11 protein-coding genes are annotated in these 14,637 nt (G+C 62.5%); 5 read left to right on the top strand and 6 right to left on the bottom strand.

Annotation, left to right across the window (positions count from 1 at the left end; all coding sequences use genetic code 11):
* Positions 1-172 precede the first annotated feature (172 nt).
* Together CYA_RS10250 and arsJ are read left to right on the top strand one after the other, a co-directional pair.
* The gene (locus tag CYA_RS10250) at positions 173-1,183 is read left to right on the top strand and encodes an ArsJ-associated glyceraldehyde-3-phosphate dehydrogenase (protein ID WP_011430993.1); all 1,011 of its coding nucleotides are present in this window, start codon (positions 173-175) and stop codon (positions 1,181-1,183) included.
* A 37-nt stretch (positions 1,184-1,220) separates the two neighbouring features.
* Complete coding sequence (arsJ, locus tag CYA_RS10245) at positions 1,221-2,507, top strand: organoarsenical effux MFS transporter ArsJ (protein WP_011430992.1); 1,287 nt, start codon at positions 1,221-1,223, stop codon at positions 2,505-2,507.
* A gap of 4 nt (positions 2,508-2,511) precedes the next feature.
* Here the strand turns inward: arsJ and proB are convergent, their stop codons facing one another.
* Positions 2,512-3,627 carry a glutamate 5-kinase gene (gene proB, locus CYA_RS10240; RefSeq protein ID WP_011430991.1) on the bottom strand — a complete coding sequence of 372 codons (1,116 nt, stop codon included), beginning with the start codon at positions 3,625-3,627 and terminating at the stop codon, positions 2,512-2,514.
* A gap of 152 nt (positions 3,628-3,779) precedes the next feature.
* On the opposite strand from proB, the gene psb29 reads away from it, so the two are divergent.
* Positions 3,780-4,499: a photosystem II biogenesis protein Psp29 gene (psb29, locus tag CYA_RS10235; protein WP_011430990.1), complete on the top strand. Its 720-nt coding sequence runs from the start codon at positions 3,780-3,782 to the stop codon at positions 4,497-4,499.
* Between the two features lie 6 nt (positions 4,500-4,505).
* Here psb29 and CYA_RS10230 read toward each other — a convergent pair whose 3' ends face one another.
* Positions 4,506-5,216 carry an esterase/lipase family protein gene (locus CYA_RS10230; RefSeq protein ID WP_011430989.1) on the bottom strand — a complete coding sequence of 237 codons (711 nt, stop codon included), beginning with the start codon at positions 5,214-5,216 and terminating at the stop codon, positions 4,506-4,508.
* A gap of 3 nt (positions 5,217-5,219) precedes the next feature.
* Positions 5,220-5,744, bottom strand: coding sequence for a GNAT family N-acetyltransferase (locus CYA_RS10225; RefSeq protein ID WP_011430988.1), 525 nt, complete (start codon positions 5,742-5,744; stop codon positions 5,220-5,222).
* Between the two features lie 174 nt (positions 5,745-5,918).
* Here CYA_RS10225 and CYA_RS10220 point away from each other — a divergent pair, with 174 nt between their 5' ends.
* On the top strand, positions 5,919-6,638 hold the full coding sequence (locus CYA_RS10220; protein WP_011430987.1) for a DUF554 domain-containing protein: 720 nt from the start codon (positions 5,919-5,921) through the stop codon (positions 6,636-6,638).
* 229 nt (positions 6,639-6,867) lie between these two features.
* Here the strand turns inward: CYA_RS10220 and CYA_RS10215 are convergent, their stop codons facing one another.
* The 3 genes from CYA_RS10215 to CYA_RS10205 form a co-directional block, all read right to left on the bottom strand.
* Complete coding sequence (locus tag CYA_RS10215; RefSeq protein ID WP_011430986.1) at positions 6,868-8,181, bottom strand: M16 family metallopeptidase; 1,314 nt, start codon at positions 8,179-8,181, stop codon at positions 6,868-6,870.
* Positions 8,181-9,488, bottom strand: a complete 1,308-nt coding sequence (locus CYA_RS10210; protein WP_011430985.1) for a M16 family metallopeptidase — start codon at positions 9,486-9,488, stop codon at positions 8,181-8,183. Before CYA_RS10210 ends, CYA_RS10215 begins: the two co-directional genes overlap by 1 nt.
* 114 nt (positions 9,489-9,602) lie before the next feature.
* Positions 9,603-10,793: a site-2 protease family protein gene (locus tag CYA_RS10205; RefSeq protein WP_011430984.1), complete on the bottom strand. Its 1,191-nt coding sequence runs from the start codon at positions 10,791-10,793 to the stop codon at positions 9,603-9,605.
* Between the two features lie 380 nt (positions 10,794-11,173).
* Between CYA_RS10205 and nrdJ the strand changes: the two genes are divergently transcribed.
* A complete protein-coding gene (nrdJ, locus tag CYA_RS10200) occupies positions 11,174-14,593 on the top strand; it encodes a ribonucleoside-triphosphate reductase, adenosylcobalamin-dependent (protein WP_148203206.1) in 3,420 nt (1,139 codons plus the stop codon).
* The last annotated feature ends 44 nt before the right edge of the window (positions 14,594-14,637 follow it).

Below are 14,637 nucleotides of genomic sequence, written 5' to 3'. Positions count from 1 at the left end.
CCTGCCTGCAGCCAGGTCGACACGGAGCAAGGGACAGGGAAAGGCCCTTTGGGTGGCTTTGGAATTGGAAGAGTGCAAGGTTGCCCAGGGCCTGGCCGATTCTCCTTAACTTGATAACCCCGAGTTAGCTCTGGTAGGCTTTAGGTGAGATTCGGCTGGGGGGAGGGGATCTATGGCGGCACGGGTGGGTATCAACGGTTTTGGCCGCATTGGGCGTTTGGTGCTGCGGGCGGCTTGGGGTTGGCCGGAGCTGGAGTTTGCCCACATCAACGAGATCAAAGGTGGGCCTGCTACTGCGGCTCACCTGCTCAAGTTCGACTCAGTGCAGGGCCGCTGGAACACCGACATCGAGGCATCTGAGCAACGGCTGCGCATCCAAGACAAAACCCTTACCTTCAGCGAGTTCAAATCTCCCGGCGAAGTCCCTTGGGCGGATCTGGGGATCGACCTGGTGCTGGAGTGCTCGGGCAAATTCGTCAAGGCGGCAGAGCTGGATGCCTACTTCAAAGCAGGGGTGCGCAAAGTCATTGTGGCTGCCCCCGTCCAGGATGAAGAGGCCCTCAACATCGTCATGGGCGTCAACGACCACCTCTACGACCCCGCTCGCCACCATTTGCTCACAGCCGCCTCCTGCACCACCAACTGCCTGGCCCCCTTGGTAAAGGTCATCCACGAGGGGATCGGCATCCTGCACGGGGTGATCACCACCGTCCACGACGTCACCAATACCCAAAGTATGGTGGATGCCCCCCACAAAGACCTGCGGCGGGCCCGCTCGGCTCTGCTGTCTTTGGTGCCCACCACCACCGGCTCGGCCAAGGCCATCGGCCTCATCTACCCTGAGCTGAAGGGAAAGCTCAACGGCCTTGCCGTGCGCGTGCCCCTGCTCAATGCCTCTTTGACCGACGCGGTGTTCGAGGTAAAGCGGCCCACCACGGTGGAAGAGGTGAATCATCTCTTAAAAACGGCAGCCGAGGGGGAACTCAAGGGCATCCTTGGCTATGAGGAGCTGCCGCTGGTCTCGGTGGATTTCAAGGGGGATCCCCGCTCCAGCATTGTGGATGCCCCTTCCACCATGGTGGTAGATGGCACGCAGGTGAAGATCCTGGCCTGGTACGACAACGAATGGGGCTACGCCAACCGCATGGCGGAATTGGCCCGCAAGGTGGCCCTCAGTTTATAGAAGCGTTTTTTGAAGCATCCCCCTTGGAGGCCTGCCCATGACTGCTGTCTCGAGCGCCCAAGCTGCCGCCGTGCGCAACTATGCCCTGGTAACGGCTGCCTACTGGGGCTTTACCCTCACCGACGGCGCCATCCGCATGTTGGTGCTGCTCCACTTCCACAAGTTGGGCTTCACCCCGATTCAGATTGCCATGCTGTTTCTCTTCTACGAGATCTTTGGGGTGATCACCAACTTTCTGGGCGGCTGGATTGGATCCCTGTTTGGCCTGCGGCTGACGCTGTACGGGGGCATCGCCATCCAGATCTTCGGCTTGGTGATGCTGGGGGTGATCAACCTGCAATGGCCGGTCTGGGGCCAGGTGGCCTATGTGATGACGGCCCAAGCCCTGGCCGGGATCGCCAAAGATCTCACCAAGATGAGCTCCAAAAGCGCCATCCGCCTGGTGGTGCCCAAGGAGGCCGAGTCCCGCCTCTTCCGCTGGGTGGCCATGCTGACGGGATCCAAAAACGCCCTCAAGGGGGTAGGGTTTTTCGTCGGGGCGGCCCTGCTGCAGATCTTCACTGAGATCTACGGGGATCCCATGGGCTTCCGCATGGCCAATTTCGTCCAGGCGGGGGCGCTGGCTTTGATCTTCTGTTCCGGGATCCTGCTGCCGGCGGACATGGGCAAGGTCAAGGCCAAGATCCCCTTCAAGCGGCTGTTTTCCAAAAGCCGCGAGATCAACCTCCTCTCAGCCGCCCGCTTTTTCCTCTTTGGGTCGCGCGATGTGTGGTTTGTGGTGGCCCTGCCGGTGTTCCTCTACGACAGCCTAGGCTGGAGCTTTATGCAGGTGGGCAGCTACATGGCCCTCTGGGTCATTGGCTATGGGATCATCCAGTTCCTAGCGCCCCAGCTCCTGGGAGGAGGTCGCCCGGGTCGCGCCCCCAAGGCCCGCACCATCCAGATCTGGACGTTCACCTTGACGGCGGTGCCGGCACTCATTGCTACCGCTTTTATGGCCGGCCTGCCGCCGCAATGGGTGGTTACCGGCGGCCTCATCCTCTTCGGGATCGTCTTTGCCTTCAACTCGGCGGTGCACTCCTATCTGGTACTGGCCTACACAGAGGATGACGATGTCGCCCTCAACGTGGGCTTTTACTACATGGCCAACTCCGGTGGGCGCCTGCTGGGGACGGTGACTTCGGGGATCCTCTTCCAGCTTTACGGTCTGGAGGGCTGCCTCTGGTTTTCCACCCTGTTGATTTTGATGGCAGGGCTGTTTTCGCTGAAATTGCCCGATCCCAGCAAAACCCCCGTGGAGTGGGTGGTTAAGCCGGGGGATTGAGGTGTTAGTCAAGCAGGGCCAGGTTATCCCGGTGAACCGCTGTATCGACTCCCTCGTAGCCCAAGATGTAGGGGATCTCGGCGGTTTTCTTGCCTTTGATCCGCCGCAGTTCCTCGGCGCTGTAGTTGACCAGGCCCCGCCCTACCTCCCGTCCGCCGGGATCGCACAGGCGCACGGCTGCCCCTGCCTCAAAGTCGCCAGAAACGTCGGTGATCCCTGCCGGCAGCAGCGAGCGCCCCTGCTCACAGATTGCCCGCACGGCTCCCTCATCCAGAGTCAGGGATCCCTCGGGGATAAGGCCGTAGGCAATCCACCGCTTGCGGGCGCTAACCGGCTGAGGAGCGGGCTCAAAGCGGGTGCCAATGGGCTCGCCGGCTAAGATGGCTGGGATCTGGTCGGGCCGTTTGCCGTTGGTGATCACGACCGTCACGCCGGCAGCGGTGGCGATTTGAGCCGCAGCGAGCTTGGTTGCCATGCCGCCGGTGCCCCAGCCACTGTTGCCGTGGGCTTCCGCCTTTATCTGCAGCGGCATCCCGCGCCACACCCGTTCGATCGGCTCGGCGGAGGGGTCCCGATGGGGATCCGCCGAATAGAGCCTGTCCACGTCGGTGAGCAGGATCAGCCACTTGGCCTGTACCATGCTGGCCACGAGGGCAGAGAGGGAATCATTGTCACCAAACTTCAGCTCCTCCACTGCCACCGTATCGTTCTCGTTGACGATAGGGATAACCCCCATCTGCAGCAGTTGGGTGAAGGTGCGATTGGCATTGACGTAGCGGCTGCGCTCCACGAAGTCGCCTCGGGTGAGCAGCACCTGGGCAATGGGTTGGTTGAGAGCAGAGAAGAGATCGTCGTACAGGCGAATCAGCCGTCCCTGACCCACCGCCGCCACCGCCTGCTTTTCCGCAATTGCCGTCGGCCGTTGGCGCAAGCCCAGGCGGGCACAGCCTATCCCCACCGCCCCGGAGGAGACCAGGATTACCGCATAGCCCTGGCTGCGCAGCCGAGTCAGCACCTCCACCAGCGGCCCCAGCACGGAAAGGCGCAGCGAGCCCGTCTGCATGTCTGTCAAGCTGGAGGTGCCGATCTTCACCACCACTGTTCCCTCTGTTGCTGCCATCTTCTCATTCGATCCACTTGTTCGATCCAGCCAGGGTTCCCCATCCGTATCCCACCATAGCGGAACCGGGGCCCTTGCTTGCCCTCAGAGTCGCTGCAGGGGACAATAGAGGAAAGCAATAAATCTGCCTCAAGGTCTCTCTTTCTCTGCCTGTGAACCCTGTTCGTACCCTCTCCGCCACCAAAGCGGCCTTTTTCAGCGCCTACCCTCGTCCGATCAACGCCGCCTACCGGCGAGTGGTGGAGGAGTTGCTGGTGGAGCTGCACCTGACCACCGTCAACAGCGCCTTCGTCTACGATCCTTTTTTTGCCCTGGGTCTGGTTACTCTCTACGACAGCCTGATGGAAGCCTACCATCCCCCAGAGCAGCGCGAGGCCATCTTCAACGCCCTCTGCAAGGCGCTGCACCTGAAGCCGGAGGTGTTGCGCAAGAACGCCCGCGACCTGCTGGAGCTGATGCGCAGCGGGGATCCCGTCCAGCGATACAACCTGCTCTGTCTCAAGCCGGAGGCAGAAGATGTGGGCGGGCTGAAGGCGATTTTGCAGCGCATGACCCAGCCCCCCTACGCCTACAGCCGAGTTTTGGCGGTTGGCCTCTACACGGCCTACGAAGCGGTGGCCACCTCGCTCTACAAGGAGCCGGAAGAGCGCACCCGCCACTTTCTGGAGGACGTGATCGGCAACCTACCCTTTTCGCCGGAGCGAGTCAAAAAAGATCTGGAGCTTTACCGCAGCAACTTGGATCGCCTGAAGCAGGCGCGGGCCATCGTCGAGGAGATGGTGAAAGCGGCCCGGCGCCAACAGGAGCGCCGCCAATCCACCGCCTCGCTGCCCGAGACTCCCGCCGCCGATCGCAGGGAGTCCAGCGGCTAAAACCCCCTAGACCAAATAGGGGGCCCACCTGTCCACCACCTCAGGCGAGCCGTACCAGCGCCGCCCGCCTCGACCAGAATGGTGACAGTCGGGAAGGGTGAGGTTGATGGCCCCTGGCAGATGGGCGGCCTCAATGGGGGTGATGCCATCTCCCCACAGCTCCCCTTGGCCGGCGGTAAGCCGGTAGCTGTTGTAGGCCAGCCAAGCCAGATAATGCTCCTGCCGCCATAGCGATCCCAGGCCCACGCGCCGCCCTTGGATGGCCTTGCCCGCCACACAGACGTATTTGACCTGTGGCCAGAAGGCTCCCGGGTAGTGGGTGTTAACGAAGTCCAGGTTGCGCCTTGTCCAGCGCTCCCGGCTGGTGTGCGGGGATCCCAGGCTAATTAGGGTGGAAACGTGCTCCCGCCCCTGCCAGACCTGCCCCCCGTAGGGCACGGATCCCAGGTAGATGCGGGCAATCCAGCCGCCCGCGGAGTGGGCCACCAGGTTAACCCGGTCCACTTCAAACTCGGCTTGGGTACGCCGAATCGTGGCCTGCAGCGCCTGCAAGATGGGCGTGACGGGCCTTCCTCCCAGGGTAGGCAGCCAACTGCGCACCTGCAGCGGCACCACCCGAGCCGGGTAACCGCGGGCCTCCAGCTCCCGACGCAAAGGCTCATACTCAGAGGCGCCCGCCAGATAACCGGGCAAGATCACCGTGGGCAGAGCAGCCATGGGCTAGCGGGGGTACCAGAACATGCCCTTGATCCCCTCCGGGTCGGGCGTAAAGCCCAGCCGCTCGTAGAAGCTAACCACATCGCGGTCGGCAAAGAGGGTGATGTTGCTGATGTCTTGGGCGCGCAGCTCGTGGATCACCTTTTCCATCAGCCGCCTGCCCAGCCCCCGGCCCTGAAACTCAGGATGCACCACCACATCCCAGATGGTGGCATTGAAGGCGTGGTCAGAGGTGGCGCGGGCAAAGCCGATGAGGCGACGGTAGCTGCCCCGCTGCTGCCACATCGACACCACCAGAAAACTGTGTTGCAGGGCTTTCCTAACCTTGTGGATGGGGCGACGCGACCACCCTACTGCATCGCAAAGTTCCTCCAGCTCATACAGATCCAAGTTGGGATCCAGGCTAAAGACAATAGTCTCCCCCCCCACCGCCAACGTTTCCTGGCGACGGTCGGCTTTGGCTGTTTGCGCCGGCTCTTTGGTTGTAGCGGCCCCTGCTGCCGCAAACAGGCCTTTCCAAAAGCTCATCTGAATTTTTGCCGAGTAAAAGCCCACCTCTAGCCTGGGCGGGCGTGTCCTCAGTATAGCCAGGATCGGCAGCAGAAATGGTGCATCTGCCCAGGTGTTTCCGCGCAGGCTTGGGACGAACCTTATATCCGAGACTGAGAAATAATCGAGAAAGCTTAGCTCTGGGCACGTTGTATGGCTCCTCCCGGCACCGGCACCCTTGTCAATGCCCTCGCGATCCTAGTGGGCAGCGGCCTCGGTTGGGCGGCGGGCCGTCGCCTGCCCGAACGCATAAGCCAAACCCTGTTGCAAGCCCTGGGATCCCTGGTGTTGGTCTTGGGGATCCAGATGGCTCTCACCCTCAGCAGCGCTGCCCAGGCGGTAACGGTTTTGCTGGCCCTGATCGGGGGGGCTTTGCTGGGGGAAGGGATCGACCTCGAGGCCGCCTTTGAGCGGCTGGGACAGGGCCTGGAAAAGCGGGTGAGCCCCTGGCTGGGCCCCAGCCCTATCGCCCGCGCCTTCGTGACCACCACCATCCTGTTTGTGGTCGGCCCCATGACTCTGCTGGGAGCTATCCAGGATGGCCTGGGGGATCCCTCGCTGCTCTTGGTCAAGGCCGCCTTGGATGGCATTGCCACCCTTGCCTTTACGGCCAGCCTCGGCTGGGGCACGCTGTTTTCCGCCCTGCCGGTGCTCTTGGTTCAGGGAGGCGTGGCCCTGCTGGCGCGGCAACTGCAGCCGCTGTTGCGCCCAGACCTGCTCGCCGCCTTGGAAGCCACTGGCGGGATCCTCATCCTGGGTATTGGCATTAACCTGCTCGGCCTGGCCCGCCTGCGGGTGGCCAACCTGCTGCCCGCTTTGGTGATTGTGGAGCTGCTGGTGGGATTTTTCCCCCTCTGGGATCTCGACTTCTAGGGAACTGGAGGGGGCTCTCGCCCTGGGGGAGAAGGGAACCCAGCACAAGAGCGTCTGGAACCTCCCTCTCTATCCTCTAAGCCCTACCCTGACCGCCGTCCTAGCTGCTGGGGGCCAGCAGCAGTAAGGGTCGCGTCTTGAAAAAGCCTGATCCGGAAACTGACCCGGTGCGCGGCAAGCCCCGTCGTGCCGCTGCGCAGAAGTCGGCAGCCTGCCTCGTGGCACCCACCTACAGTTCAACTTTTGCCAAAGCTTCTTCCGGCCCCACCAGGGCAATGGCCGGGTTGACCAGGTAGGTTGTTGCGGCCTGATGGAGATGGGCAGGGGTGAGCTGCCTTACTCGCTGCAAATACTGCTGGTCGAACTCCAGGCCCAGGCCCAAAATCTCGTACCAACCGGCCAGTTGGGCCACTTGGGCGTTGGTTTGTTTGCTGAGGGCATATTGGCCCAAGAGCTTGCGCTGGGCCATCTCCACTTCCTCGCCGCTCAGGAGGGTGTCGTGGAGGCGACGGATCTCCGCTTGCAGGCGCTCCAGGGCCACCAAAGTGTTCTCCGGTGCCGTGCCCAGGTAGGCCCCAAAAGGGGCGGGATCCCGGCGGGTGGCAAAAAAGGCCGAGACCTCATAGGCCAGGCCGCTGCGCTCGCGCAGCTCCACAAACAGGCGGCTGGACAGGCCGCTGCCCAGGTAGGTGGCCAATAGCTTCAGGGCCGGATAGTCGGCGGAAGCGGCAGGGGAGCCGCGGAAGCCCATCAAGATCGTCGTCTGCTGGGTGGGCTGGGGCAGCTTCAGCAGTTGCGGCCTCTCCAAGGGAGACAGCGGCAGGGCTGGGTCGGGGGCGGGCGGGCCGGCGCTCACCCAATCTCCCAGAGCCGCTTCCACTTGGGCCGCCACTGTCTCGGGCGGCTCTGGGCCGATCACCGCCATCACCATGCCCTCTGGGCGGCAGTAGGTGGCGTGGTAGGCCAGCAAATCCTCGCGGGTCAGGGATCCCACTGTTTCCACTCCTCCCAGCTCTGGCAGGGCGTAGGGGTGATCCCCATAGAGGGCCCGCCGCACCTGATCAAAAGCCAAGCTGAAAGGCCGTTCCTGTCGGGCGCGAATGGCTTGCAGCATCAAGTCCCGCTCCCGCGCCACCTCTGCCTCGGGAAAGCTGGGATCGCGGAGGATCTCCGCCAGCAACTGCAACAGCTCCGGAAAATCCTCCGCTACACAGCGCAGGGCGACCTCGAAATGATCGGCGGCGCTGTCTACCGAAAGGGAAGCTCCCAACGATTCCACCCAAGCGGCAATAGCCTGGGAGTCGCGCTGCCGGGTGCCCTTGGTGAGGACAGCGGCCAGCAACTGGCTCAAGCCCGCCTGCTGCGGTTGCTCTACCCGGCTGCCGCCGCGAAAAAAACAGTGGGCAGCCAGGATCTCCACCGCCGCGTTCTGGCCCACCAGCAGCGTGATGCCGTTGGTCAAGCAGAGGCGCTGCAGATGGCCGCGTTGGGTGGTGGACAGGGTGGGGTGCATTGGGCAAGGGATCCAAGACTGAAAGGCCATCAACGGCAGGCCAGTTGCAGCTCCGAAGCCGCGGCAGCGTCAGAGGCAGCCGGCTTGAGCAGAGCGACCACGTAAGCCTGAGGGGAGAGATACTGCTGCGCCAGCTCGCGGATTTGCGCCGGAGTAAACGCTTGCAACAGCTCCAGGTACTCCTGCAGGCGCTGTACCCCAACCAGGGTCTCGTAGTAGCCGTAGAGGCTGGCCAGTTGACTGGGGGACTCGGCGGAGAAGAGCAGCTCGTGGGTGAGCATGCGCCGGGCGCGATCCAGCTCCGCTTGGCCAATGCCGTCCTGCTGTAACTTCTCGATCTCGTGCAGGATGGTTGACTCCACCTGTGCCAAATCCTCTACCTCCAGTTGAGCGCTGATGCAAAAGAGCCCCCCCTCCTTCAGCACCAGCGAAGAGCAGCCGATAGCCCTCACCCAGCCCCGCTGCTCGCGCAACAGATGCACCAGCCGCGAACTACGGCCCTCCCCCAGCACTACGGCCAACAGCTCTAGGCCGCACACCTGCTCCCAGGCGTCGAGGCTGACAGTGGGCCAGGCTAATTTCAGGCGGGCCTCTTCTGCGCGGGCGTGGGCGCTTTCGCGGCGCAGAACCCCCTGCGGGCGGGGCTGAGGAGAGATCGGAGGGGCAATCCAACCAGGGCCACCGGCGGAGCCGCCAAACTCCTTTTCCACCAAGGCCAGAGCTCGCTCAGGATCAATGCCTCCCGTCACCACCACCGTCATGAATTCGGGTCGGTACCAGCCGCGGTGGTAGGCGCGTAGTAGCTCTGGGGTCAACCCCATCAGGCTTGCCGGCGTGCCCAGCACAGGTCGCCCATAGGGGTGCTCCACCCCAAAGGCAGTTTCCATGAGGAGCTGATAGGCGGTGTAGCCCAGGTTGTCAGCAGCGCGGCGAATCTCCTCCAAAATCACCTGCTGCTCTTGCTCAAACTCCTGATCGGGGATCCCAGCCCGCAACACTGCCTCCGCCAGATAGGGCAAAGTCTCCGGCAGATCGGCGGCAGCTACTGTCATGTAGTAGTGGGTGTAATCCTGGCCAGTAGCAGCGTTGGCAATTCCCCCCCGGCCCTCGATGGCCCGATCCAGCTCGCCGGGGGCCAGTCGCTCGCTGCCCTTGAAGACCATGTGCTCCAGAAAATGGGAGATGCCTAGCCACTCTGGTGGCTCGTTGCGCCCGCCTGTCCGAACCCAGACATCGACAGTTGCAGAATCGGCAATTGGGATAGGGTGAAGAATGACGCCCAGCCCGTTGCTCAGGCAATAGGTATGGGCAGGCAAAAGACGGTGTGTGCGATTCAAAATTCTTAATCGATAGAGATCATCCTTAATCTTATTAAATCTTAACGACGAAAGCCGCTCAAGACAGTATGTGAGGTCACCTTTCATCAAAAACCTGCCACAGCCCCTCTCTCGTCACGCTTGCTGCTGTGGATTAGGGGATCCCTCGCCGGCGAGGTTTTCTTCTACCTGGAAGCCAGGGGGCCATTCTTCGCTGTCGCGCAGCCTCTGCACCACCTCCTGGGGCAGTACCACCCCCAACTCCCGCGCCGCCACCGCTACCACATCGCCGCGGTCGATCAAGCCGGCAATGGCGCCGCTGGGGGTGAAGACCAGAATGCGGCGCGGCTCTGCCTGGCGCATCATCTGAATCACCTGGGGGATGGGGGTTTCCTCTTGCACCCCCTGCAGTTGCTCCATCGGCTTGAGAATGGCTTTGAGGGTGAGGTGATCCCACTGGCTACGCTCGATGTCGTTGAGCAGTTCCGGCCTGACCAGGCCGCGGTAGCGGCCATCTTCTTCGGCAAAATAAACGTCCGCTGGCTGAGCTGGGGCTTCCGGCCTGAGGGAAGAAGGCACCAGGTAGCGATCGACAAACTCCCGCAGGCTCATGCCCGCATCCACCACCCGAAACCGGCGGGTCATCACATCCGCAGCTTTTAGGCGGGCCAGCACCTGCTGCAGTTGCGCATACTGCTCATAGCGGCGGGCGCTGTTGACGATAAATAGGCCAATCAGGCCTATCCACAGGCCGTTGAGGCTCCCTAAGAACACCACCCACAACCCCAGGGCCACCAACCCCCAGCCTACCCCTTGCCCAGCGCGAGCCGCCCACAGCATGCCCTTTTGCCGATCCCCTGTCCAACCCCAGATCGCCGCTTTGAGCATCTGCCCCCCATCCAGGGGCAGTCCCGGCAGCAGATTAAACAGGGCAATCATTAGGTTGATGGCAGCCAGGCTGGCGAGGGTTGAGGTCAGGGGCGACCCCGGCCCAGCCCAAGCTCCGGCCACGCTAAAGAGGACAAACAAGCCCAAACTGAGAAGGGGCCCTGCCAGGGCCACCCAAAAAGCGCCCAGGGGACGGGGGACTTCCCGCTCAATGGCCGCCATGCCGCCAAAGATGAACAGGGTGATGGAACTCACCCGTACCCCATAGGCGCGGGCCACCAGGCTGTGGGCCAGCTCGTGAGCCAGCAAAGAGAGAAACAGCCCCAGGGCCGTCACCACGCCATAGGAGAGCACCAGCAACAGGGCCGCCGGAAACCAGGTGTAGTCAAGGAAGAGGGGGATCCCCCACAGGCTACCGATGCGCAGGCGACTGGTCATGGCGATGCAACTCCTTACAAAGCTCTTACTTGGGAGAAGGCCCAGGAAGGTGCCATTGCAGACTTGACGTGGGATCCCTCTTTTCCACTGTAGCCCTTTTGCCTGGTCTTCCTTCCCCACCCGCCGCCGCCAGCCCAGGGGAACAGCGGGGGGAGGTAACCGAGCTTGCCCTATCCCTAGGGGATCCTGAGGAGTTGCCTAGAGAACACCACCACCTACAACACCAGGCTTCTGAAGATTGTGATAACGTGGTTGGGCATTGGCTCGGCAGGGTTGTAAACCGGCGCTCAAAGGAGCTTTCCCAAAGGCAGCTTTGCAGAAGGGGTGTAACTATGGTTCAGAGCAAGGAAGCACATTCTCCGGCAATCCAGGGACTTGGTATGGGCTCCCTGGGCGAATTTCCAGCCACGGCCCCGGCGGCTGCCCCAGTGTTCTACCGCACCTACAGTCGGCGTCGCCCAGATAGCAGCCGCGAGACCTGGAGCGACGTCTGCGATCGCACCCTGGCCGATATTGCCCGCTTAGGGCGTTTTACTCCTCAAGAGCGGGAGCTGGTGGAACGTCTGCAGCGGCAGTTGAAGGCCTTGATCTCCGGTCGGGCCCTGTGGGTGATGGGCACCGACTGGATCCAGAAGCCGGAAAACTACTCCGGTGCCTACAACTGCACCAGCCTCACCGTGGTGGACTGGCGCTCTTTTGGCCTGATGATGGATTTGGCCATGATGGGCTGCGGCACGGGGGCGGTGCTGGAGCCCCAGTTCATCAACCGCTTGCCCCCCATCCTCAACCGCCTGCAGGTGCAGGTGGTGGGATCCATCGGCGCCACGCCGCGGCATTCTCGGCAGGAGCACACCCCCATCCAGCGGCAGGGATCCCGGGTGCACATCCAGGTGGGGGATAGCCGGCGGGGCTGGGTGGAGTCCTACCAGGCGCTGCTGGAGCTGGCGGCGGATCCCAGTTTTGGGGGTCAGGTGGAGGTGACGGTGGATCTCAGCCATGTGCGCCCCGCTGGGGAGCGGCTAAAAGGGTTTGGGGGCGTGGCCAACCCCATCAAGCTGCCCGGCTTGTACCAGCGCTGTGCCGCCATCCTCAACAAAGCCGTGGGCAGGCAACTGAACTCGGTAGAGTGCTGCCTGCTCATTGATGAGGCGGCCGCAACGGTGGTGGCGGGGAATATCCGCCGTAGTGCAGGTATGCGCCAGTTTGCCGCCGACGACGAGCTGGGATCTAGCGCCAAAGACAATCTCTGGCAGCAGGACGAGCAGGGCAACTGGAGAATTGACCCTGAGCGAGATGCCCTGCGCATGGCCAACCACACCCGGGTATTTCACCGCAAGCCAACGCGGGAAGAGTGCATTGCTGCCGTGCGCAAGCAGTTTTACTCCGGCGAGGGGGCTATCCAGTGGGCTGGAGAAGCCGTAGCGCGGGCCAACGCCGACCTAATCAACACCCCCGAGCTGAAGCGGGAGTTCCTCAACGTCTATGCCTCGGAGGGACCCGAGGGAGCTAGGCGCTGGATAGAGGAGCGGCAGGCAGCTAGTAGCTCTCCGTCTGTCCAACCGCCAACGTGGCATAGGGTGCAACGGTATGGGCTGAACCCCTGCGTTACCGCAGACACTTGGATCCACACGGGCGACGGCCCGCGCCAGGTGAAAGACCTTATTGGCAAGCAGCACAGCACCTACGTCAACGGCGAGCTATTCAGCACGACCCCAGAGGGGTTTTTCTACTCCGGCACCAAGCCCGTGCTCAAGCTGGTGACCCAGGAGGGATTTTCTCTTCGGCTGACGGGCAACCATCGTGTTCTCAAAGTCATTGCCCAGACTCCAAAGGCGCAATACACGGAATGGGTGCCGGCAGAAGAGCTCCGCCCGGGCGACCGCATTCTGCTGCACAACCATCGCGACCTGACCCCCTGGGATGGTGAGGGGACCTGGGAGGAAGGCTGGCTCTTGGGGAATTTGCTGGGCGACGGCAGCCTTGCCACAACCCAGGGGAATGACACGGCTGTACTGCGCTATGGGCAGGATACGCAGCAGGAGAGGAGCCTCCATGCGGCTCAGGTGTTGCAGGCTGCGGTAGGGTACGAACCTCGCCGGCCAGAGACCTGTTATCACCCCAAGCTGAAGTGCTGGGTTATCCATTCCACCGGCTTGGCGAGACTGGCGGCTAAGTTCGGCATGGCTCCAGGACAGAAGCAAATGACTGCGGCACTGGAAGCCACAAGCTTTGATTTCCACCGCGGCTTTTTGTGCGGCCTGTTTGACGCAGACGGCAGTGTGCAGGGCGGTCAAGAGAAGGGAGTTAGTGTGCGGCTTTCCCAAAGCAACCTGGACACCCTCAAAGCTGTGCAGCGCATGCTGGCGCGTCTAGGGATTGTCTCGGCCATCTACGAGAATCGCCGTCCCGCTGGGTATCGTCTGCTGCCTGATAGCAAGCGCCAGCCAGCCCCCTACGCCTGCAAGGTGCAGCACGAGCTGGTCATTAGCGGGGACAACCTGCACCAGTTTCAGGCAGTGGTGGGCTTTCGAGAACCGCGCAAAGCTCAGAAGCTAGGTGAACTGCTCGGCAGCTACCAGCGCCGGCTCAACCGGGAGTGGTTTACGGTTACAGTTGCAGCCCTGGAGCCTGACGGCGTGGAACCGGTCTATGACTGCACCGTGCCCGGCCCAAGCTGCTTTGATGCCAATGGGTTGGTTGTCCACAACTGCGGTGAGATCATCGGATGCGACTTCCACTGCAATCTGGCCGAGATCCACCTCAACCGGCTAGATCCCCACAACCGCCAGGAGCAAGAGGAGGCCTTTACGGCAGGGGCCCTGTCGGCTGCGGCGCTATTGCACCACCGCTTTGTTGAGCCCCGCTTCCAGCGCTCAAGGGAATGGGATCCCATTGTCGGCGTCTCGTTTACTGGTCTATTTGACTTTTGCGTCAAAGCCTTTGGGGTGGACTGGCTGCGCTGGTGGCAGGAAGGGAGGCCCGATACGCCTCTGGGGCGGGAGTTTAAGCAGCAGGAGCGGGAATACCTCAGCTTCTGGAAGGAGGTCGTCCACCGCGTGGTCTGGGACTACTGCGACCGCCACGGGTTGCGCCGTCCCAACCGCTGCACCACTGTTCAGCCCGCCGGCACCAAGTCCCTGCTCACCAACGCCTCCCCCGGCTGGCACCCGCCCAAGGCCCAGCGCTACATCCGCCGCATCACCTTTGCCAAAAACGACCCCGTGGCCCTCGCCTGTCTGGACTACGGCTACTCGGTGGTGCCCGCCCAGTCTGATAAGGATGAAAACGGCAACCTGCTCAACGACCCCTTTGATCCCCGCTGCACCGAGTGGCTGGTGGAGCTGCCGGTGGAGGTGGAGTGGGCCAACTTGCCCGGCGCTGAGGAGATTGAGATTGAGCGCTTTTCTGCCCTGGCCCAGTTCGACTTCTACATGCAGGTGCAAAAGTACTACACCACCCACAACACCTCGGCCACCCTCGAGCTGCGCGAGGACGAGATCGAGGCGCTGGGATCCCGCATTTACGAGGCCATCCGCGACGACGAGGGCTACATCAGCGCAGCACTGCTGGCCCGCTTCGACGCTCCCTTCCCCCGCTTGCCCTTTGAGAAAATTGACAAAGCCACCTATGAACGGCTGATGGCCGAGGTCAAGCAAAGGCGAAAGGTCGATAACTTCTACGAGGCGCTGGCGCGCTATGACCGCAACCTCGCCCTAACCGCAGAGGGGCCAGCAGGGTGTGATGCCCTCGGCTGTCTGATGCCGGAGGCTAGCCCGCAGGGCGAGAACCTGTCCCGCTAGCAGAGGGGGGGATCCCGCCTCGGGCTCTGGCTACACTGTTCTTG

This window comes from Synechococcus sp. JA-3-3Ab, assembly GCF_000013205.1.
In the GTDB taxonomy this organism is placed as follows: Bacteria; Cyanobacteriota; Cyanobacteriia; order Thermostichales; family Thermostichaceae; genus Thermostichus.
This window is presented reverse-complemented; position numbering and strand designations above follow the sequence as displayed.

Bases quoted from the DNA above. Each gene is read 5' to 3' on its own strand.
- nrdJ (WP_148203206.1), top strand. From the start codon at position 11,174: ATGGGCTCCCTGGGCGAATTTCCAGCCACGGCCCCGGCGGCTGCCCCA.
- CYA_RS10250 (WP_011430993.1), top strand. From the start codon at position 173: ATGGCGGCACGGGTGGGTATCAACGGTTTTGGCCGCATTGGGCGTTTG.
- CYA_RS10205 (WP_011430984.1), bottom strand. From the start codon at position 10,793: ATGACCAGTCGCCTGCGCATCGGTAGCCTGTGGGGGATCCCCCTCTTC.
- arsJ (WP_011430992.1), top strand. From the start codon at position 1,221: ATGACTGCTGTCTCGAGCGCCCAAGCTGCCGCCGTGCGCAACTATGCC.
- CYA_RS10215 (WP_011430986.1), bottom strand. From the start codon at position 8,181: ATGGCCTTTCAGTCTTGGATCCCTTGCCCAATGCACCCCACCCTGTCC.
- CYA_RS10220 (WP_011430987.1), top strand. From the start codon at position 5,919: ATGGCTCCTCCCGGCACCGGCACCCTTGTCAATGCCCTCGCGATCCTA.
- proB (WP_011430991.1), bottom strand. From the start codon at position 3,627: ATGGCAGCAACAGAGGGAACAGTGGTGGTGAAGATCGGCACCTCCAGC.
- CYA_RS10230 (WP_011430989.1), bottom strand. From the start codon at position 5,216: ATGGCTGCTCTGCCCACGGTGATCTTGCCCGGTTATCTGGCGGGCGCC.
- CYA_RS10225 (WP_011430988.1), bottom strand. From the start codon at position 5,744: ATGAGCTTTTGGAAAGGCCTGTTTGCGGCAGCAGGGGCCGCTACAACC.